General features: G+C 61.0%; 18 protein-coding genes and 2 pseudogenes. 16 read left to right on the top strand and 4 right to left on the bottom strand.

The genetic code is table 11. The features are described from left to right. The first annotated feature begins 112 nt into the window (after window positions 1-112). From QOL69_RS05810 to QOL69_RS05820, 3 genes are read left to right on the top strand one after another with little or no spacing between them, the layout of a single operon-like run. Window positions 113-1,570, top strand: a complete 1,458-nt coding sequence (locus QOL69_RS05810; protein ID WP_283402399.1) for an ABC transporter substrate-binding protein — start codon at window positions 113-115, stop codon at window positions 1,568-1,570. A 6-nt stretch (window positions 1,571-1,576) separates the two neighbouring features. Continuing rightward, entirely contained in the window at window positions 1,577-2,521 is a 945-nt protein-coding gene (locus QOL69_RS05815; protein ID WP_283402400.1) for a carbohydrate ABC transporter permease, read from the top strand. Further along, window positions 2,518-3,375, top strand: coding sequence for a carbohydrate ABC transporter permease (locus tag QOL69_RS05820; protein ID WP_283402401.1), 858 nt, complete (start codon window positions 2,518-2,520; stop codon window positions 3,373-3,375). The genes QOL69_RS05815 and QOL69_RS05820 overlap by 4 nt, the downstream gene beginning before the upstream one ends. A 337-nt stretch (window positions 3,376-3,712) precedes the next feature. Here QOL69_RS05820 and QOL69_RS05825 read toward each other — a convergent pair whose 3' ends face one another. Then, window positions 3,713-5,128: an alpha-L-fucosidase gene (locus QOL69_RS05825; protein ID WP_283402402.1), complete on the bottom strand. Its 1,416-nt coding sequence runs from the start codon at window positions 5,126-5,128 to the stop codon at window positions 3,713-3,715. A 165-nt stretch (window positions 5,129-5,293) separates the two neighbouring features. Here QOL69_RS05825 and QOL69_RS05830 point away from each other — a divergent pair, with 165 nt between their 5' ends. From QOL69_RS05830 to QOL69_RS05890, 13 genes are all read left to right on the top strand, one after another. Continuing rightward, the gene (locus QOL69_RS05830; protein ID WP_283402403.1) at window positions 5,294-6,706 is read left to right on the top strand and encodes a M81 family metallopeptidase; all 1,413 of its coding nucleotides are present in this window, start codon (window positions 5,294-5,296) and stop codon (window positions 6,704-6,706) included. Then, window positions 6,703-7,878 carry a hypothetical protein gene (locus QOL69_RS05835; protein WP_283402404.1) on the top strand — a complete coding sequence of 392 codons (1,176 nt, stop codon included), beginning with the start codon at window positions 6,703-6,705 and terminating at the stop codon, window positions 7,876-7,878. The genes QOL69_RS05830 and QOL69_RS05835 overlap by 4 nt, the downstream gene beginning before the upstream one ends. Window positions 7,879-7,932: 54 nt before the next feature. Beyond that, window positions 7,933-8,739, top strand: coding sequence for an SDR family NAD(P)-dependent oxidoreductase (locus QOL69_RS05840; RefSeq protein WP_283402405.1), 807 nt, complete (start codon window positions 7,933-7,935; stop codon window positions 8,737-8,739). A 4-nt stretch (window positions 8,740-8,743) separates the two neighbouring features. Then, complete coding sequence (locus tag QOL69_RS05845; protein WP_283402406.1) at window positions 8,744-9,616, top strand: amidohydrolase family protein; 873 nt, start codon at window positions 8,744-8,746, stop codon at window positions 9,614-9,616. A 58-nt stretch (window positions 9,617-9,674) separates the two neighbouring features. Then, the gene (locus tag QOL69_RS05850; RefSeq protein WP_283402407.1) at window positions 9,675-10,022 is read left to right on the top strand and encodes an L-rhamnose mutarotase; all 348 of its coding nucleotides are present in this window, start codon (window positions 9,675-9,677) and stop codon (window positions 10,020-10,022) included. A gap of 42 nt (window positions 10,023-10,064) precedes the next feature. Continuing rightward, window positions 10,065-11,246, top strand: coding sequence for an ABC transporter ATP-binding protein (ugpC, locus tag QOL69_RS05855; protein WP_283402408.1), 1,182 nt, complete (start codon window positions 10,065-10,067; stop codon window positions 11,244-11,246). A gap of 69 nt (window positions 11,247-11,315) precedes the next feature. After that, window positions 11,316-12,659 (top strand): nickel pincer cofactor-dependent isomerase, group 22, encoded by a 1,344-nt coding sequence (locus tag QOL69_RS05860; RefSeq protein WP_283402409.1) that lies wholly within the window; start codon window positions 11,316-11,318, stop codon window positions 12,657-12,659. 216 nt (window positions 12,660-12,875) lie between these two features. Then, window positions 12,876-13,718 carry a fumarylacetoacetate hydrolase family protein gene (locus QOL69_RS05865; RefSeq protein ID WP_283402410.1) on the top strand — a complete coding sequence of 281 codons (843 nt, stop codon included), beginning with the start codon at window positions 12,876-12,878 and terminating at the stop codon, window positions 13,716-13,718. Window positions 13,719-14,142: 424 nt separating this feature from the next. Next, window positions 14,143-15,027: an aldo/keto reductase gene (locus tag QOL69_RS05870; protein WP_283402411.1), complete on the top strand. Its 885-nt coding sequence runs from the start codon at window positions 14,143-14,145 to the stop codon at window positions 15,025-15,027. 4 nt (window positions 15,028-15,031) lie between these two features. Further along, entirely contained in the window at window positions 15,032-15,748 is a 717-nt protein-coding gene (locus QOL69_RS05875; protein ID WP_283402412.1) for a class I SAM-dependent methyltransferase, read from the top strand. Between the two features lie 433 nt (window positions 15,749-16,181). Beyond that, window positions 16,182-16,568, top strand: a complete 387-nt coding sequence (locus tag QOL69_RS05880) for a hypothetical protein (protein ID WP_283402413.1) — start codon at window positions 16,182-16,184, stop codon at window positions 16,566-16,568. Between the two features lie 7 nt (window positions 16,569-16,575). Next, window positions 16,576-16,995: a DUF4097 family beta strand repeat-containing protein gene (locus tag QOL69_RS05885; RefSeq protein WP_283402414.1), complete on the top strand. Its 420-nt coding sequence runs from the start codon at window positions 16,576-16,578 to the stop codon at window positions 16,993-16,995. A gap of 36 nt (window positions 16,996-17,031) precedes the next feature. Next, entirely contained in the window at window positions 17,032-17,502 is a 471-nt protein-coding gene (locus tag QOL69_RS05890; protein WP_283402415.1) for an MOSC domain-containing protein, read from the top strand. A gap of 44 nt (window positions 17,503-17,546) precedes the next feature. On the opposite strand, the pseudogene QOL69_RS05895 reads toward QOL69_RS05890, so the two are convergent. From QOL69_RS05895 to QOL69_RS05900, 3 genes and pseudogenes are all read right to left on the bottom strand, one after another. Then, window positions 17,547-18,407: pseudogene (locus tag QOL69_RS05895) on the bottom strand (aldo/keto reductase); the annotation flags it as partial. Between the two features lie 69 nt (window positions 18,408-18,476). Next, window positions 18,477-18,815 (bottom strand): annotated as a pseudogene (locus QOL69_RS17310) (ATPase, T2SS/T4P/T4SS family); the annotation flags it as partial. A 333-nt stretch (window positions 18,816-19,148) separates the two neighbouring features. Then, window positions 19,149-19,670 (bottom strand): hypothetical protein, encoded by a 522-nt coding sequence (locus QOL69_RS05900; RefSeq protein ID WP_283402416.1) that lies wholly within the window; start codon window positions 19,668-19,670, stop codon window positions 19,149-19,151. Window positions 19,671-19,767 lie beyond the last annotated feature (97 nt).

Consider the following 19,767-nt stretch of genomic DNA (forward strand, 5'->3'; position numbering starts at 1 on the left):
CTTTGATTCCCAGAAGCGAGACATCATACAGGCTGTCTCCCGACGAATATCCGCAATTAATCTCCGGTAACACAATATATATATACCATTCTTCTATACAGTTGAATTGCATATGGTTGACAAAGAGCGGAGACGTATGCTTAGGGCCTTTGGTGCAGCAGGAATGATTGGTCTGGCTGGTTGTAGCAGCGGGACCAATGAGACGGATACCGACGATAGCAGTACCAGTGACGGGGGTGACAGCGGCGGGACCGAGACGAGCACTGAGAGTGGATCGACAGACGAAGTGAACTTCTGGGTGACAGCCACTTCAGGTGCGCCAAAAGAGGCCACGGATGAACTCATCCAGCGCTTCGAAGACGACCGAGGGATCCCCATCAACGATACGAAATACGAGAACGATGCCTACAAATCGGCCGTCACGAACGCCCTGGGGACGAACAACGCACCGGACGTGTTCTTCATCTGGAGTGGGCCGAATCGCCTCGGACGATACGTAGGCAATGAGAACGTCGTACCACTCGACGACGAGTTTTCCACCGAGGAGTTGGACGGATTCGTTCCCAGTTCGACTCGAAACGTCCAGTACGAACCTGGTGATCTGTTGTCGTGGGGTTCGGAGGACGGCGATATGTATTCCGTCCCACACACGATGGCTGGCATCCCACTGTGGTACAACAAGAACGTTCTCGAGGACGCAGGAATCGACCCGAGCACGCTCCAGCACTCGACGGACACGACCTGGGACGAGTTCCTCGATGTTTGTCAGACAGTCCAGGATGCCGGCTACACGCCGATCCAGTGTGGTAACCGGAACCGATGGACGATCGGACACTGGACATCAGCGTTCATGATCAAGTCTGTCGGTGTTGATAGATACCTGAACGCCGCCTTCGGTCTGGAGGGGGAAACCCTGACCAGCGATGACATGGTTGAAGGCGTCTCACGATTGGAAACGCTCTATGATGAGGAGTACTTCAACCAGTCTATCAATTCACTGAATAACAACGAAGCGGCTGCGTTGTTCTTCAATGACGAGGCCGCGTTCTGGCATCAGGGTACTTGGATTCAGGATCAGATCAGCACGCAGGCTCCGGATGGGTTCGGCGGTATCCCTGATCATATCGATTATATGTGGTGGCCGTCGTTCCCTGACCTCTACGAGAACAGCGCCAATGAGCGAGTCAGTGTCGTTCCTGATGGTACGTATGCGGTCAGTACACAGGCTCAAAACCGTGGTAACGAGAATTTCCAGAACACCATGGAATTCCTGAAGTTCTTTACCAGCGCTGACAGTATGCAGACCTGGTTCGATATGACTGGACAGCTCGTCTGTCGGCCGGGTATCTACGACAGTATCGATATGGATCCTGCTCAGGAAACTATCACGAGTACGCTCGATGGTCTCGACGCGGCGGATGCTATCGGGACGGTCTTCGACGTTGCATTCCTGCCTGAGACCACCGAAACGCTGCTATCAGGTAGCCAGACACTCTTCACCAACAGCTCAGCGCAAGAGGTTCTGCAGAACGCACAGGAGGCGAATGAAGAGGCTCTATCAAACGTCTGATAATAGATGAGTGCGAAAACATCGATACAGGATATTAGAAACGGGTTCTCTTCGGCGTGGGATACTACCTCACACGTCGTTGAGGAACGGCCACACTGGCTGTTCCTCCTACCAGCGCTACTGCTGTATGTCCCATTTCTCGCGCTCCCCGCCTTGGCGATCTTTGGTCTCAGTGGATTCCAGTGGTCCGGTCTCGGCGATATGTCGTTCGTCGGCGCTGAGAACTTTGTACAAGCAGTCGGCGATGACGTGGTCTGGAATGCCCTAATAAATAATTTCGAAGTCGGAATCTGGAGTATCGTCCTCCAGGCCGGACTTGGACTCCTGCTGGCACTGGCGATCAACCGTTATTCTGATCGCCTCCGGCAGTTCTTCCAAGTAACGTTCCTGCTACCGATGACGTTGATGTCTGTCGCTGTCTCGTTGATCTGGTCGTACATCTACAACCCAAGCTACGGAGTGTTGTCGTCGCTGCTCGAAGCGATCGGAAGTAGCTGGAATCCCCAGTGGCTCGGTGATCCTGGTATCGCACTACTGGCAATCATCTTCGTTGCGACGTGGCAGTGGACCGGATTCCGGACGATTCTCTGGCTGGCTGGTCTCGACAGTATCGACGAGAGCGTCCTAGAGGCCGCACGTATCGATGGTGCCGGTCCCTTCCAGCGGTTCGTGTACATCATCCTTCCGCTGCTCAAGCCGGTCGCTATCTTTATACTGATCTATACCATTGTCGGCTCGATGAACTCTTTCGTCTACTTCTGGGTGATGACCCAGGGCGGACCCGGTCATGCAACCGAAGTGATGGTGACCTGGATCTACAAGAACGCGTTCCTCCAGTCCAACTTCGGGCAGGCCGCGGCGATCAGCGTTATTCTGTTCGTCGTTGTACTGGTGCTCTCGTTGCTGAACCTTCGGCTCGGTGACCGTGAGGCAGGGGGTGCCGAGCCATGAGTACGGACGCCTCCGAGCCATTGCGCGAGATAGTCTCCGAGTTCGCGGACAAGCTGACACTGCTTGGCCTCTTCGTCATCGCGGGCGTGTTCCTGTTCCCAGTCGCACTGCTCGTTCTCACCAGCTTCAAATCCCGCAGTGAGATCTTCACGAATCCGCTCGCGTTCCCGGAAACGTTCCAGTTGGAGAACTACCTGAACGCGTGGACGACTGGTGGCTTCGAACAGTACTTCATCAATAGTGTGATCGTCGTCGGGATCAGCCTCGTGTTGATCCTGCTTCTGTCGAGTCTGGCGGCGTACGCGCTGGTACAGTTCGACTTTCCGGCCAACAATATCATGTTTGTCTTCTTCCTCGCCGGGTTCATGATCCCACCGCAGGTCTTGCTGGTACCGCTCTACTCCATCATGAACGCACTCGAACTGCTCAACACCTACTTTAGCCTCATTTTCGCGTACGTCGCCTTCGGGCTGCCGTTCTCGATCTTCCTGCTCAGGCAGTTCTTCGTGACGATCCCCGATACGTATGCCGAGGCAGCTCGAATCGACGGCTGTAACGAGTTTCAGGTGTTCTTCCGGGTGTATCTCCCGCTCGCACTCCCGGCACTGGCGGCCGTCGCGATCTACCAGTTCGTCTTCCTGTGGAACGAATTCCTCTACGCAATCATCTTCATCACTGACGATGCGATGCGAACGCTGCCAGCCGGCCTCATGGCGTTCCAGGGCCAGTACTCCGCTGACTGGGCACAGTTGTTCGCTGGGATTGTCATTGCAGTCGCACCGACGGTGTTGTTCTTTCTGCTGTTCCAGCGACAGTTCATCCGTGGAATCTCGATGGGCGGGACGAAAGGCTGACACCTCTCTCTACCGCTCTTCGAGGGACTGTCGTAGCTGGTAACCGGGTATCGCTGATCCGTCTCAAAACTCCCTGGAACGAGTACCAGTAATTCGTTTGCGTCTCCCGATCCCGTTCCACACGTGCCACGTGAGCGGTGGCAGTGAGTCAGAACAACGCTCTGGTCTTAATCGATAGAGTTCGGTATCGGTGTCCGCAGAACCGGATCGGCCATTCGGACCGATACACGTTCTCCATTGCCTTGGAATCTACCACACTAAAAAAAACAGATGTCAGGAGTACTAGGGTACGGGAAGACCGTTACACCACCGCGAGCTGGTCTAATGGTGGACTCATCTATCGCGGGTTCTCGATTCCGTCGAATCGAATCGTGTACGCGTGGTCGTGGTCCGGTCGCTCCGGTAACTCGACCGAAAGCTGCTCGCGACACTCTGTTACCGAAATCCGCACATCCGCTGTTTCGGTCAGTAGTGCCGACGTGGGCGGGTTCGAAACGGTGACGTGAGTCGGAATGTCAAGCTGAAGCGTGTCGCCGGGCCACCCGAAGGTAATTGCGTACAGTGTGTCGTCTCGATGGGTGTATCGGACTTCTGTATCCGCGTGTTCGTCTTCGGCAACTGTCCAGGGCCGCGAACCGAAGATCGCCTCACCGTTCACGTCGAGCCACTCTCCCAGTCCTACTAGTGGCCTCCGCTGGAGTTCCGGGATTGTGCCATCGGCGCGGGGCCCGACGTTGAGCAGGAGGTTGCCGTTCTTGGCGACGATGTCCACAAACGAGTGGATCAGTTCTGCGGTTGAGAGGTGACTGTCCTCGTCCTCGGCGGCGTTGTATCCGAATGAATGGCCGATACCACGGCACGTCTCCCACTTGTCTTCTTGAATCTCGTCGTAGGAGGTGTACTCGGGCGTGATGAAGTCACCGTGATATTCTGCGTCCGGGCCTTCGTTCTCGATGTTGATCGTCGGACCGATGGCGTCGGTCGATGCCCGGTCGTTGACGGCGACTGCCTGTCCACGCTCGATAGCCTGGTTGTAGTAGTCCGCGATCAGTTCACGAGCGTTGAGGTGGTCGCTTTCGGCCTTGGGCACGTCGAACCAGAGCAGGTCTGGGTCGTATTTGCGGATCAGTTCGCGGTGCTTGGCGTTCATGAAGTCGACGTACTCTGGTCCCGGTCCCCCTTGATCCTCGGCTGGTTCTCCTGGTTCGAAGTCGGGGTGGCCGAACTGACCCTCGAAGCCGGGCTGGTAGTAGTTGTAGTTGGCGTGATACGAGGCGGCGAACTTGAGACCGTACTCTCGCACCGCCTCGGCGAGGTCGCCGACGAGGTCGCGCTCGGGCCCCATCTCGGCGGCGTTGTACTTCGTGTAGTGGGAATGCCACAGCGGGAAGCCGTCGTGGTGCTCGCCGGTGAGGACGACGTAGCCCGCGCCCACATCATCGAAGAGCGACGCCCATTCCTCGGGGTCCCAGTTCTCGGCTTCCCAGTCGTCGATAAAATCGGCGTACTCGATATCCTCGCCGTAGGTTTCCTCGTGGTACGTCTGAGTTGCCGACCCGTCTCTATACATATGATAGGGATACCACTCAGCGTACGACGAATCGTCCTCGCCGCCGATTTCGCCGTCTGTGGGTGCCCATGCCGGGACTGAGTAGACGCCCCAGTGGATGAAGATGCCCAGTTTCGCGTCGTTGTACCACTCCGGAACTGGATGCCGATCTAACGACCCCCATGTTGGTCTATACTCGACCATACTGTATGCGTGGCGGCGTCGTATTAATATATTTCTCCAAGGTCTGCCCGATCTCTCTTGTGGTGTCCCGTCACCATCGAGATCTTGCGAAGCGTTTACGGGCCGATCACGCGGTATTCCCTCACAGGCGCATGATTTATATTGGTCGCTGTGGCGTAGTATAGTATGCGAATCGCAACTGCGACAGTTAGTCACGAGACTAATACTTTCGCCGACGGACAGACGACGCTGGAGGATTTCAATACAGCAACAGACAACGATCTCTTGACTGACTTCGATCACGGGCGGTCACTCACTGGTATCGTCGACGTGCTCTCGCAGCGTGACGTCGATGTTGTTCCGACGATCGGTGCAGCGAGCCTTCCCTCGCCGACGGTTGCTCCGGAGGCCTTCGAATGGATGCGTTCAGAACTCGTTGATCGACTCGATTCGGACCTCGACGGAGTCTGTCTGGACCTGCACGGATCGATGTACGTCGATGACCAACCAGATCCGGAAGGCGCGTTACTCGCGAACATCCGTGATGTCGTTGGTCCGGACGTTCCCATTACCGCTGCACTGGATATGCACGCGACTATCACTGAGGAGATGGTCGAACACCTAGACGGGATTGCAGGCTATCGAACCGCACCCCACACCGACGTGATCGAGACGGGTGAACGGGCTGCGGACCTTCTTCTTACCGCGCTCGACGGTGCGGACGTACAACTCGGCTGGCAACGCCTCCCGATGTTGCTCGCAGGCGAGCAGTCCGAGACGGAAGCCGAACCGATGGCCTCGCTCATCAATCGATTGCGCACTGCAGACGAGCGTGACGGCATCCTCGATGCCAACTACTTCCTCGGTTTTCCGTGGGCAGACTCCCCGTACGCAGGCTGTCACGCGCTCGTCTCCGGAACAAGTGACGTAGAGACTATGGCTGCTGACCTCGCGAAAGCCTTCTGGGAACGACGCGCGGAGTTCGACTTCACGACGGAGGCGTATCGGCCCTCTGAAGCGCTCGGTATCGCGGCTACGGAGGACAAGCACCCGGTCGTCGTTGCGGAGACGGGGGATATTCCCGGTGCTGGTGCGAGTGAGGACTTGACCGATTTCTTGGCGATGTTGTTCGAACGTGACGATCTCGGGACGCCCGTCCTCGCGGTCATTGCTGACGCCACGAGCTACGATCGCTGTGCGACTGTTACTGAAGGAGAAACTGTCGACATGGAGTTGGGCCAGCGCTACGAATTCGGTCAGCCTCTCTCCGTTACTGGAACCGTTCGTGCCCTCGGAGAATCCGATGGCGCAGGCGTAGCACGCCTCGACTGTGGTGACTGCGAGGTCCTCGTCACTGACCGTCGCACGAACTGCCACCGAGATCCGACGACGTTCGAGGCGCTCGATATCGATCTGTCCGAGTGCCGTCTCATTGTCCTCAAGAGCGGCTACCTCAGTCCCGCCTGGAAGGAGGTTGCCGCACGGCGTCTGTTTGCACTCACTGAGGGTGATACGAACCAGCTACTCGCCGAGTTGCCGTACGAGCGAATCCCGCGTCCGATCTATCCCATCGACGAGGAGATCGGGTGGTCGGCATGAAAGCCGCGATGTGGGCCCATCCGTGGGATCTGATTGACGAGGGGCCAGAACAAGCGGCGAACCGACTTGCGGCGCTTGGTATCGACGAGGTCAACCTCGCGACGGCGATGCACTCGGTTCAGACGCTGAACCCACACAATCCCGAGCGGAAGACTTTCTTCGCCGATGCGAGTGTGTACTTCCAGCCCGACCTCGATCACTACGGATCGATCACTCCGGACGTGAACGCGACCATGGGCGATGACGATTGGCTTGCGACGATCGCCGACGGGTTCGCTGACACGCCGGTGGACCTGAATTCGTGGTCCGCGACGTTCCACAGCAGCTCGCTTGGCCGTCAGCATCCCGAGGCGACGCTGGAATCTCCGTTCGGAGACTCGCTCGTATGGGGACTCTGCCCGTCTAACCCTGCTGTCCAAGCGTACGGACGCGCACTGACGACGGACCTCGCTAGCCGAGACGTGTTCGGTACAATCGAAATGGAGTTGGCCGACTACCAGTACGGAACGGGGTACGGCTGGCATCACCAGGAGTGGTTCACGCGACTCGGGCCGCTCGGTGAGTTCCTTTTCGGACTCTGCTTCTGCGAACACTGTCGCGACCACGCGACGGCGGTCGGAGTCGATGTCGAAACCGCGAGAGAAAGCGCACGTTCGGGACTCAGCGCGCTCTTCGAGGGTGAGCTAGCGTACGATACTGATATCGCCGGGTGGCTAGCGGAACACCCGTCGGTCGGTCGGTACGCAGAGACTCGGCGTGAGACGTTGCTAACGCTGTTCGAGGATTTCTCATCAATCATCGATCCCCTCGATTTCGGCTATTACTTCAAGATGGGCGGACTCGGTGACGATCGAATGGGTATCGAGCACTCCTGGAAACACGGCCTCGATCTGTACGGGTTATCCGCGGTACTTGACTCAGCCACGGTGCTCGCCTACCATCAGAACCCATCGGTCGTCCGGGACGACGTGAACGCGACACGGACGTTCTTCGACGAACCAGTACGTGCCGGTATCCTTGCTGGAGACCCGATAGTCCATGATCAGGATGGGCTTCGTGCACAGGTGCAAGCCGCCGTCGACGCCGGTGCAAATGAGCTATCCTTCTACGGCTACGGTGTCATTCCTGATCGTAACCTCTCGTGGATTGGTGACGTGCTGAATACGGTGTGAACGCCGCGGTCGCTACCGGTAGATTATTTATTTACTGTTCACGAGACTCCTGATATGGTCGGTCACACCAGCTACGACTACAGCGGCGAATCGGCGATCGTTACCGGGTCGACGAAAGGGATCGGTCGCGGCATCGCGGAGGGGCTCGCCGACGCGGGTGCCAACGTGGTGATCAATTCCCGGACCGAGGCCGACGTACAGCGAGTCGCCGATGACCTCGACGAGCGCAGCGCGGGCGACGTGATCGGCGTGACGGCGGACATGGGCGATCCCGACGACATCGAAGCCCTCGTCGAGACCGCGATCGACGAGTTCGGGCGGATCAATCTTCTGGTGAACAACGCCGCAGTCTGGCCCCGAGAGCAGTCGCTCGTCGAGGGCTCGCTCGAAGACTGGGACTTCGCGATAGACGTGAACGTCCGCGCCCAGTACTACGCCTCGAAACTCGTGGCGTCCCACATGATCGAGGAAGGGATCGAGGGATCGATCGTCAACCACACCAGCCAGACCGGGGACCGCCGGACCGGTCGACGCGGCTTGTATGGCATCTCCAAGACCTCGATCAACGGCCTCACCTGGCGGATGGCCCACGAACTCGCGGAACACGGGATCAGAATGAACGCCATCTCGACGGATCTCACCGAGACCTACCAGGTCCACTACGAGGCCGAGATGGAAGCTGAAAACGACCCCGACCGGACGAAGGAGGACATCCTCCGCGAATGGGGTGAGGCCCGTGCCATCGGTCGCATGGGTCAGCCCGAGGATCTGGCGAACGCGGTGCTGTACCTCGCCAGCGACAAGGCATCCTACGTCGTCGGGACGATCCTCCGGGTCAGCGGCGGCGGCAATCTGGAGTGATTCGATGAAATTCGTCGACACGCACACGCACGCCTGGGGGACCGACACCGACGAACTCCCGTGGCAGGCCGAGGTCCTGCCGCCGGGATGGGAGGGATCGTACACGGCCCGGGACCTGATCGGCGACATGGACGCGGCGGGCGTCGAGGAGAGCGTGATCGTCACGACGCCGCTGTACGGCCACGGGCCGCGCGCCAACGAGTACACGATGCGGGCCGTCGAGGCCTTCCCCGACCGGCTGTGGGGGGTCGGCCTCATGGACTTCTTCGGGGACGACCCGGAGCAGGTGCGGGCGGACCTCCGTCGGGTCGTGGGTCACGGGCGGATGCTGGGCGTCCGGATGCACGCCTGCCTCGAATACGCCGAGTACCCGACTGAACTGAACCGTACCGCCGACTGGATCCTCGACGACGCGCTCGAACCGATCTGGGCGGAGGCCGCCGCGCTCGGTACTGCGGTGTTCATCTTTCCCAAGGCCGAACAGCTGTCGATGGTCGCCGACCTCGCCGAGGCACACCCGGACGTGCAACTGGTCGTCGACCACATGGCCTTCCCCGACGAGACGACCGCCCCCGACGGGGCTCCGTGGATCGACTTCGAGTCCGTCGCCGACCACGACAACGTCGCCGTCAAGGTGAGTTCGCTTCCGCGGTCGGCCGAGGCCGACTGGCCCTACGAGGACCTCCACGGCTACGTTCGCAACCTGGTCGAGTGGTTCGGCCCCGAGCGGCTGATGCTCGGGTCGGACTACCCCTGGATGGACGACTGGGCGAGCTACGGGGACTGCCTCTCGTGGGCCGAAGAAGCCGAGTTCCTCTCGGCGCGGGACCTCTCATATCTCTCTCACCGGGCCTTCGAGCGCGTCCACGACGTATAGGTCGCCGCCAGCCGGGACTGGCACAACCTTCTTTATCCACTCACTCGTTGCCGGGGATATGGCATCCGACACGGAGCGAGCGGTGTACGTCCAGCGAATCGATCCCGACCACCGCGAGGAGTATCTCGAAGCCCACGAGGACGTTCCCGAGGGCGTCTCCGACGCGATGCGTCGGGGCGGCGTCACGGAGTTCGAACTGTACGTCCGCGACGACCTGGCGGTCTGTCTCCTCGAGGCCGAGGACATCGACGCCTACCTCGATGAGGTCGACAGGGACGATGCCGTCGAGGAGTGGGAGCGGTACGTCGCTCAGTTTAAGCGCGAGGGCGTCGATGTCGACGACGAGGACGAACCGATCCCGTTCATGGACCGGATCTGGACGCTCGAAACGGGTGACAACGCGTAGCAGGTGACAAGATTTATCACCGTCTGTGGGGATCTCGTTCCTATGGGCGACCTCGAGATCCAGAACCTGACAAAGCGATTTAACGACGGCACCGATGGGGAGATCGTCGCCGTCGACGACGTGTCGATCACCGTCGACGACGGCGAGTTCCTCGTCCTCGTCGGTCCCTCAGGCTGTGGGAAGTCCACGACGCTGCGCTGTATCGCCGGGCTCGAATCGGCGACCGAGGGGACGATCACTCTCGGCGGTGAGGACATCACCCACAAGCGATCGCGGGACCGCGACATCGCGATGGTGTTCCAGAACTACGCGCTGTATCCCCACATGAGCTCCCGCAAGAATATGGGATTTGGCCTCAAGATGGGAACGGACATGGGGAGCGACGAGATTGAGCACCGCATCGAGGAGACCGCGGAGATGATGGGTATCGATGACCTGCTGGACAAGAAACCCGGCGATCTCTCGGGCGGACAGCAACAGCGTGTTGCGCTCGGACGGGCGATCGTCCGCGACCCGGCGCTGTTCCTGATGGACGAACCCCTCTCGAATCTGGACGCCAAACTGCGCACTCAGATGCGGACCGAACTCCAGAACCTCCAGTCGGAACTGGGCGTGACGACGATCTACGTCACCCACGACCAGACCGAAGCGATGACGATGGGCGACCGCATCGCCGTGCTCGACGGCGGACAGCTCCAGCAGATCGGGACGCCGCTGGAGTGCTATCACCTCCCGAACAACCGGTTCGTCGCGGGCTTCATCGGCTCGCCCTCGATGAACTTCTTCGAGGTCACACAGGACCGGGACGCCGGGACGCTGGTCCACGACGACTTCGAACACGACCTCGACGCCGAGACCGCGGCCGAGGTCGCCGACGGCGCCGATCGCCTGACCCTGGGGATCCGTCCCGAGGACATCCGCATCGCCGCCGCCGACGACGAGAACGCTCTCACGGTCGATGTCGACGTGATCGAGCCGCTCGGTGACCAGTCGTTCGTCTACCTCCGGCTGGGCGACGAGCTGTTCACCGCGAGCGTCGACGGCGAGGAGTACATCAAGGAGGGGGCGTCGATGGACGTGGTCTTCCCTCGGAACCGGATCCACGTCTTCGACGGTCGGACCGGCGAGGCCATCGAGAACCGCGAACCGCCGAAAGCCGCCCGCGCGGAGGCCGCCGAGTTCCAGGACTCACACTCGTTTGCCACCGGACAGAGCGACGACTGATCGCGATCTCCGCTCGCAGTTGTCGGCTCTCTGGCGGAGTTTTAATAGCCGTTCTGCCAACGTGTCTGTATGGCATTCGAAGATCCACTCGGAACCCTGAGCGTGTCCGAGCGTGACATCGCCGACGCCTGTGGCGAGACCCCGTTCCCGGCGATGGGCGTCGTCGAACAGGTCTGGAACACCGGCCCGATCCCGACCGGCGAGATCGCGACGCGGGCCGGCGAGGCGGTCCGGTTGCTCCCCTTCGGCGACACACCGGCGGGCGGCGAGGTCGCGCTGGGCGTCGGGAGCCGCGGAATCGCGAACTTCGCCGAGATCGTCGCCGGCGTCGTCGACGCCGTCGAGGACGCGGGCTATACGCCGTTCGTGTTCCCGGCGATGGGGAGCCACGGCGGCGCGACCGCCGAGGGTCAGACGGAGATACTGGCCGAACTGGGCGTCACCGAGGCGTCGATCGGCTGTGAGATCCGCGCGACGATGGATGTCGTCGAGGTCGGTCGGACACCCGACAGGGACGTGCCCGTCGTGGCCGATGCCAACGCGGTCGCGGCCGACGCGATCGTCCCGATCAACCGGATCAAACCCCATACGGACTTCGACGGGGCCGTCGAGAGCGGGCTCTCGAAGATGCTCGTCATCGGCATGGGGAAACAGCGCGGCGCGAAGATCGCCCACGACTGGGCAGTCGACTGGTCGCTCAGGAAAATGATCCCCGCCATCACCGAGCAGTTGCTCTCGGCCCTGCCGGTGGTCGGCGGCGTCGCCATCGTCGAGGACCAGCACGACGACACCGCGCGGCTCGAAGGCGTCCCGCCGAGTGGCTTCCTCGACCGGGAGGCGGAACTGCTCGAAGAAGCCTACGAGATCATGCCGACGATCCCATTCAGCGCCGTCGACGTGCTCGTTCTGGATCGGCAGGGCAAGGACATCAGCGGGCAGGGGATGGACACGAACGTGATCGGCCGGCGACCGTTCGCGATCAACGAACCCCAACCCGATGACCCCGAGATCAAGCGCATCTTCACGCGCTCGCTGACTGCCACGACCCACGGCAACGCGATGGGCGTCGGGTCGGCCGACGTGATCCACGAGGACGTCGTCGCCGAACTGGACGCGGCGACGACCCTGATCAACGCGCTCACCGCGAGCACGATCCGGGGCGTTCGCCTGCCGCCCGTCGCCGAGACCGACCGTGCCGGCCTGACCGCGGCGCTCTCGACTATCGGCGTCGTCGACGAGTCGACCGTCCGCGTGCTACGCGCGCCGGACACGATGTACCTCCATCGCTTCTACGCCTCCGAGGCGCTCATCGACGAGGCCCGGGACCGTTCGGACCTCAGGGTCGTCGCGGAGCCGTCGCCGATCGCGTTCGACGACGACGGCTCCTTCACCGAGCCATCGCTCATCGAATAGCGATCGAGGGGGATGTTGGACTAACGACTCCCAGGATGGCTCGTACTCTGCCATGTGACTAGTGTTCAACCCCCGACACTAATAGTTTGAGCATCCGGAGGCGTGTGACAGGCTCCAGTGGGAGACGGACTCGGATCTCGGTCGCCCGGCCGCGCCGGGGTCGATTATCGACCGTCAGTGGAAACAGTAAAGACGCTGTGACGGGACCACTTGTCTATGCGAATAGGCCGTTTTCAGGCTGACGGAGAAGCACGTATCGGTCGCTTCGAAGCGGACACCGTCACCGACGTATCGAGCGAGTTCGACGACTTCCAGGACGCGCTGTCGCGACCCGACGACGCCGCCGACGCCGACGGGGGGTCGTTCGACCGGGCCGAGATCACCCATCTGCCGCCGACGACCGACCGAAACACGGTCTTCTGTGCGGCGCTCAACTACGAGGCCCACGCCGAGGAGTCGGACATCGAAGTGCCCGAGTGGCCGCTCGTGTTCATGAAGCTCCCGCGCACGCTCGTGGGCCACCGCGAGCCGATCTCGTATCACACCCGCGTGACCGAGGAGATCGACTACGAGGCCGAACTCGCGGCGGTGATCGGGGAACCTGCCCGCCACGTCGATCTCGACGAGGCCCTCGACTACGTCGCCGGCTACACGATCCTCAACGACACCTCCGCGCGGGACCTCCAGCTCGGGCTGCAGGTCGGCGACGACGAGATGCTCGACTGGTTCTCCGGGAAGACGATGCAGTCGACGACGCCGGTCGGTCCCTCGGTCGTCGTCGACGAGATCGACGACCCGCAGGACCTCCACATCGCCTCCCGGGTCGACGGCGAGACGATGCAGGACGACAACACGGGCATGATGATTCGGACGGTGGCCGATCTGGTCTCGTTCGTCTCCTCGCGCGTGCGGCTCGAACCGGGCGACATCATCGCGACGGGGACGCCCGAGGGCGTCGGCACGTTTCAGGACATCAAGCTCGAACCGGGCGAGACCGTCGAGATCGAGGTCGAGGGGATCGGCACCCTCGTCAACACCGTCGAAGAGGTCGAGGACTGACGGCCCTGACCGGTTCGTACGAGTAATATAATGAAACTATCTATTCGGTAGAGTAGACAGATTACAGATATATCGGCCCTCGGCTGGCAGCGTACCGGATGCGTCCCGAGGCGATCGCGGCGCTGTCGGGAGTAGTCGCGTCGAGTCTGTGGATTCGACCCGTGGACCACCCGAATCGATTCCTCGATGGGTCGATGTCTCCGTCCCCGAATCGATTCCTCGATGGGTCGATGTCTCCGTCCCGCCCGACTGATCGGCGGACGGGGCCACTACTGGCGGATTCGATGCTTCTGCCTTCGATCCTGCTAGAAAAACTCACCTCACGAGCACGTTCATCCAGATCATCAATTCATATCTACCTTTACTGTATTCGAAACTGTCAAATCTGGACTGCAAACCATTATATTCGTCCCGAAACCCACGTATGGAGACACGCCCGCTCGGCGAGACCGGTCACGACAGCACCGTCATGACGTTCGGGACGATCGCGCTCAACTGGCTCAAACAGGAGGGTGCGAACCAGATGGTCGAGCACGTGCTGGAATACGGGGTCAACCACTTCGACGTGGCCCCGATGTACGGCGACGCGGAGCTGAAACTCGGGCCGAAACTCCGCCAGCACCGCGAGGAGATCTTCTTCGGCTACAAGACCGAGAAGCGGGACTACGAGGGCGCGTGGCAGCGCCTCGACGAGTCGCTCGATCGGCTGGGCGTCGATACGATCGACCTCTATCAGTTCCACGGACTGGAATACGCCGACGAACTCGACGAGATCACGGGTGAGAACGGCGCGCTGAAAGCCTTCCGCGAGGCCAAAGAAGGGAGCCTGATGGACCACATCGGGCTGACGAGTCACAGCCGGCCGGAGCTCATCGTCGACGCCATCGACCGCATCGACGATCTGGCGTCGCTGATGTTCCCGCTCAATCCCGTCGTCGCCGGAAAGTCGGACGGCGAGCACGACTACGAGGCGGTCCTCCAGCGAGCCAACGAGGAGAACATCGGTACGCTCGGGATCAAGGCCTTCGCCGCGGGGTCGTGGCCCGACACCGACGAACTGCCCGAGCGGGACCGCCCCTTCTGCAACTGGTATCGCCCGGTCTGTGCGCCCGACGAGATTCGCGAGCGCTTCGACTTCACCGCCTCGCAGGGCCTGACGAGCGTCGTCAGCGCCGGCGATCCGAAGCTCGTGACGATGATCTGCGAGGCCGCAAAGGAGTACGGCGGGATGGACGAGGCCGCCCAGCGCTCGCTGATCGAGGCCTCGCGCCACGACGACAGCCCGGTCCCCGAACAACTCCACCACTGAGGGGATGGACGTTCCGAGCACGGTCACGACGGCGCTCGACGACCGCCCAGTCGAGGGCCGGCGCTGTCTCGAAGCCGGTGCCGGCGTCGGCAACACGACGGTGGGCCTGCTCGACGCGGGTGCGAGTCACGTCTACGCCATCACGAACGACCGCGAGCACGCGATGACGACACGAGAGCAGGCCACTGCCGAGAGCGACCGACTCGCAGTCCTCGAAGCCGACCTCCGGGCGATCCCGTTGCCTGACGAGTCTGTCGATTTCGTCACTGCCCACGGCCTCTGCAACGTCCTCGATCTGGCGGCGCTGTCGACCGTAGCCGACGAACTCCGCCGCGTCGCCGCTCCGGGCTGTCACCTCGTCGTCGACGACTACGACTCGCTCCCCGAGACGGCCGCCGTCCGCGACCTCTTCGCCGTCGAGAACGCCGCCGCGGAACTGGCGACCGGTCGCCCAGCCCTGACCTTCTATCCATCGTCGTTCCTCCGCGATCTGTTCGTCGGCGAGAGCTGGACGTTCGAGCGCGAGCGGACCCTGCTCGATCCGGTTCCCTGGACTGCGAGTCACCTCTCGGCCCACGCCGACGCGGCGACCTTGTTCGCCGCCAACTGTCCCGACGACGTGGGCGAGCGACTGGCTGAGCGGGCCGAGCGCCTCGCGACCGAAATCGGATCGGAGTCGACTGGCCGGATGTACAGCCTCGCCTTCCGTCTGCCGGCCTAAGAGGCCGTTTTCTGACTGCCATTGCGTGTATAGTGCCTGTCTCGAAATATCAACCGACGGTTGAACGACTGCCCAAACCACGCGGCGCGCGCTGTCGCGCTCTCGTGGCGCGACGGAAACTGTGCGAGGTCTTCGCGACCCATCGGCGAGCGAATGGCTCGGAAATCGAGCGAAGCGAGTCTTCCGGTGGATGAACGAGCGGAGTAAGTGAATCGGTTGGGGAGGTGTGTGGTGCGGTGTTGTCCTGCGGTGGAGTCCTGGTGGAATGAACGGGCGAGACACGTCTGAGTGGATCTGCGCGGGCACTATCCGAACAAAGTGAGGATATCCCGCACAGAACCCCTCAGCGGGTCGAGGGCGTTCAGTTGTCGGTCACGTCATTGGTTCCGGAGCGGGGCCGACTTTGATGTACTGACCGGTCGAATTCGCACGTATGCGCCGCCGTGAACTCCTCCAGGCAGGAAGCCTCGCCACAGCCGCCGCCCTCGCTGACTGTACCGTCCCCGGCGTCTCCGGGACCAGCGAGATGACGACCCGGACGCTCGACGTGCCCGATAGGACGCCAATCGGGGTCGAGAACCAGAACGGTCGCGTCACCGTCGAGACCCACGACGCGAGTGAGGTCGAACTCGACGTGACCAGAGAGAGTTCCTTCGGGAGCGGCCGGTTCGACGAGGTCAGCGTCGAGACGGGGGCCGACGATGGAACCTACACTGTTGCCGTGTCCTACGACAACGACGCTGCCCCGGACGCGCGTCGCCGTCCATCTCGATGTCATTGTTCCGACGAGCCAGCCCGTCACCGAGGTTCGCACCGCTAACGGCGAGGTGACTATCGAAAACACGGCCGGCGACTTGACTGGCGTCTCCCAGAACGGCGGCGTCGACCTGCAGGGGATCAACGGCTACGTCACCGCACGGACTGCCAACGGCTCGATCGATATCGCCGACTGCGCCGGCGTCGACGGAGCCGAATCCAGCAACGGAAGCGTCGACGTGGAAATTCCGAGGATCCGCGACGAGACGACGATCCGCACCGGAAACGGCAGCATCGACGCCGAACTCGGGAGCGAGCTCGACGCCGACCTGACTGCCTCGACAAGCATCGGCTCGATCGACGTCGAGGACCTCTCACTGGCCGATAGTTCCGTCTCGAACCGCCGCGTGACCGGCCGGCTCGGTGACGGCGGAACATCTCTGAAGATCCGAACCAGCAACGGGAGCATCGACCTGACGGCACTGGTGTAACAGAGCGATTATGTTCGACCGGAGCGACCACGGGATATGGCACGCGGATCGATCGAGGCGATCTTCGTCGCCCCGGATTCGGGCGAGCCGATGGAGGTAGTCGAGAGCGTCGAAGCCGTCGCCGGCCGCGGCCTCCGCGGTGACCGCTACTTTCGCGAGCAAGGGCTGTACGACTGCCGCGAGGAACTCCCCGAAGGGACCGACGTATCGCTGATCGAGCGCGAGGCGCTCGACGCCATCGAACGGGACCACGAGGTCGACCTGCCGGCACGGCTGACGCGACGCAACGTCGTCACCAGCGACGTGGCGCTCAACCACCTCGTCGACCGGACGTTCCGGATCGGCGATGTCGAACTGGTCGGCGAACGCCTCTGTGAACCGTGCAGCTACATGGAATCGCTCGCAGAGACAGAGGGTGCTTCCGAGGCACTCACGCACCGCGGCGGGCTGAACGCGAACGTGATCGAATTGGGCACGATCGCAATCGGGGACACCGTCGAGTTCTGAGCGCCCGCTCGTATTCTGGAGATCTTCGCTACGTTCAGATCTCCCTACTCGAACCCGAAGACCTCAACTGGTTCGTAGGGCTCTTCGAGATACGCCACGTCGGATTCAGAAAGCGACACGTCCAGCGCCTCGACGGCGTCCTCCAAGTGTTCGATACTGGAGGTGCCGACGATCGGCGTATCGACGTGGTCGTTCTGAAACTGCCACGCCAGCGCGATCTGGGCCATCGTCACGCCCTTGTCGGCGGCGGCTTCCTGCACGCGATCGTTGATCCCCTGGCTGCCCGGTCCCTCGTGGTAGGGGGTGCCGTAGTCGATCTCGTGCTCGCCACGGGCCGTCTCGGTGAACTCCTCGTGGGGACGGGTCAGGTAGCCCGCAGCCAGGGGCGACCACGGGAGCACACCGATGTTCTCGCGGTCGCAGATGGGGTAGATCTCGCGCTCCTCTTCGCGGTACGTGAGGTGGTTGAGGTTCTTCATCGTCTCGAAGCGCGCGAGGTTCTCGCGGTCGCTGACGTACAGGGCGCGCTGGAACTGGTGGGCGTACATCGAGGAGGCCCCGATGTGGCGGACCTTGCCCCGGCGGACTGCATCGTCCAGCGCTCGCAGGGTCGTCTCGATGGGCGTGTCGTAGTCCCAGCGGTGGATCTGGTACAGGTCGACGGTGTCCATCCCCAGCCGATCCAGCGAGTGATCGAGTTCCTGCTCGATGGTCTTCCGGGAGAGGCCCTCGGCGTTGCGGTGGTCGTTCGCGCCCGGCCAGCGCACCTTCGTGGCGACGACCTGCTCGTCACGGTCGTACTCCGCCAGCACGTCCCCGGGGATGTCCTCGCTCTCCCCCGAGGAGTAGACGTTGGCCGTGTCGAAGAAGTTGATCCCGAGGTCGATGGCTCGCTCGACCAGTTCGATCACCTCGCTGACGAACCGGTCCGAGCCGACCCGTCTCGGGAACACGAGCAGGTCGATCTCCTGGAGGAGGTAGGGCGCGAGTCCCTGCTCGATGACGCGATTGACCAGTGTCTCCACGTCCTCGGCGTGGGTGGTCCCGATCAGCCCGTGACCGGTGTTAAGTGTCTCGGCAAACGTCTCGAAGCTCTCGGACGTGTTGACCTCGGCGATGACCTCAACGTCGGGGTTGAGGTAATTACACTCGGTCATCAGATCGGCCATCGTCACTCGCCGGTGCTCGCGCTCGTACTCTCGGGTCGTCAGCGAGACGCCCGTTTCGTGTGGAATGAACACCTCTCGGGATCCCTCGTCGATCGAGATCGGCCGGTCGCGATACGGGATAAAGGGCATGTGGGCGTTCCACATTCAGAAACTACTAGTAGTCGGACCGAACGTGAGAATCGCCAGACTCCAACCGACTGGACGAAGAAAGCAATTTAATTGTGACAGTTTCTTCGCGCCATGCTGAATACAGGGCGCGATCGGTTATTGCCCGACAAGTAGATTGCTCTCATACACGAAAAACTGGCATCATCCAATATCTTCGGGTTAGTTGATTTGAGATATTATGGGGCAGGTTCTCGGATGCTTAACCAGATCCGATTACAAGAGCGAGTATGAAGTCATCAATTCAAAATCAACGTTATCGGTTGTTGAACTGGATTAACATAGACGATGATCCCGATAAGTTTAGAGAAATCACTCAACCTCACGGATTTCTTCTGATAACCATCTGTGAACGTTTGAGTTCGAAGATTTCGAGCGCAATTGATGTAATTTATCGCGCCGATTCCAGAATAGGTCATTCCCCCACCCTCCACCTCGTTCTATGGCGTTCAAATTCTCTACTACATCATCAAGATCCCCATAACGAATGAGCATTCCATGAGCTAAATTCCACCATCCGTCGTGTTCCATGGGGGGTATACAACGTGCTAATTGCGGGGCCCGATCTTCTGGATTCACATCAACCCATTCCCATAAGGTAGATTCAGGAACTAACAGTATAGCAGGATCCTTTACATCCACTCCGGTTCCCGCTAACCAAGCTTCTAGTCGAACCCGGCTGGAGTCGGTGTCGAAGCCACCCACAACAAGTTCCCAAGCCTTCTCTGGATTTTCTTCCAATAAAGGTCTTAGGACGATTCCAAGAATATCTCGAATTCCGGTGATTCCCCCTCTTGTTCCCAATGAACCAATGATCAGTACCTCACAAAGCATCCTCGGCTAGCTGTTTCTGCGGCCTGAGCTCTGTGTCGAAGCGGTTGTCCTGACGGTCTCGACGAGAGAATTACGGACGGATCGACGGGGAGCTGTC

This window comes from Halorubrum sp. DM2 (genome assembly GCF_901686465.1).
Classification (GTDB): domain Archaea; phylum Halobacteriota; class Halobacteria; order Halobacteriales; family Haloferacaceae; genus Halorubrum.

Bases quoted from the DNA above. Each gene is read 5' to 3' on its own strand.
- QOL69_RS05860 (WP_283402409.1), top strand. From the start codon at position 11,316: ATGGCATTCGAAGATCCACTCGGAACCCTGAGCGTGTCCGAGCGTGAC.
- QOL69_RS05880 (WP_283402413.1), top strand. From the start codon at position 16,182: ATGCGCCGCCGTGAACTCCTCCAGGCAGGAAGCCTCGCCACAGCCGCC.
- ugpC (WP_283402408.1), top strand. From the start codon at position 10,065: ATGGGCGACCTCGAGATCCAGAACCTGACAAAGCGATTTAACGACGGC.
- QOL69_RS05820 (WP_283402401.1), top strand. From the start codon at position 2,518: ATGAGTACGGACGCCTCCGAGCCATTGCGCGAGATAGTCTCCGAGTTC.
- QOL69_RS05865 (WP_283402410.1), top strand. From the start codon at position 12,876: ATGCGAATAGGCCGTTTTCAGGCTGACGGAGAAGCACGTATCGGTCGC.
- QOL69_RS05830 (WP_283402403.1), top strand. From the start codon at position 5,294: ATGCGAATCGCAACTGCGACAGTTAGTCACGAGACTAATACTTTCGCC.
- QOL69_RS05810 (WP_283402399.1), top strand. From the start codon at position 113: ATGGTTGACAAAGAGCGGAGACGTATGCTTAGGGCCTTTGGTGCAGCA.
- QOL69_RS05825 (WP_283402402.1), bottom strand. From the start codon at position 5,128: ATGGTCGAGTATAGACCAACATGGGGGTCGTTAGATCGGCATCCAGTT.
- QOL69_RS05835 (WP_283402404.1), top strand. From the start codon at position 6,703: ATGAAAGCCGCGATGTGGGCCCATCCGTGGGATCTGATTGACGAGGGG.
- QOL69_RS05890 (WP_283402415.1), top strand. From the start codon at position 17,032: ATGGCACGCGGATCGATCGAGGCGATCTTCGTCGCCCCGGATTCGGGC.
- QOL69_RS05815 (WP_283402400.1), top strand. From the start codon at position 1,577: ATGAGTGCGAAAACATCGATACAGGATATTAGAAACGGGTTCTCTTCG.
- QOL69_RS05875 (WP_283402412.1), top strand. From the start codon at position 15,032: ATGGACGTTCCGAGCACGGTCACGACGGCGCTCGACGACCGCCCAGTC.
- QOL69_RS05870 (WP_283402411.1), top strand. From the start codon at position 14,143: ATGGAGACACGCCCGCTCGGCGAGACCGGTCACGACAGCACCGTCATG.
- QOL69_RS05845 (WP_283402406.1), top strand. From the start codon at position 8,744: ATGAAATTCGTCGACACGCACACGCACGCCTGGGGGACCGACACCGAC.
- QOL69_RS05840 (WP_283402405.1), top strand. From the start codon at position 7,933: ATGGTCGGTCACACCAGCTACGACTACAGCGGCGAATCGGCGATCGTT.
- QOL69_RS05900 (WP_283402416.1), bottom strand. From the start codon at position 19,670: ATGCTTTGTGAGGTACTGATCATTGGTTCATTGGGAACAAGAGGGGGA.
- QOL69_RS05850 (WP_283402407.1), top strand. From the start codon at position 9,675: ATGGCATCCGACACGGAGCGAGCGGTGTACGTCCAGCGAATCGATCCC.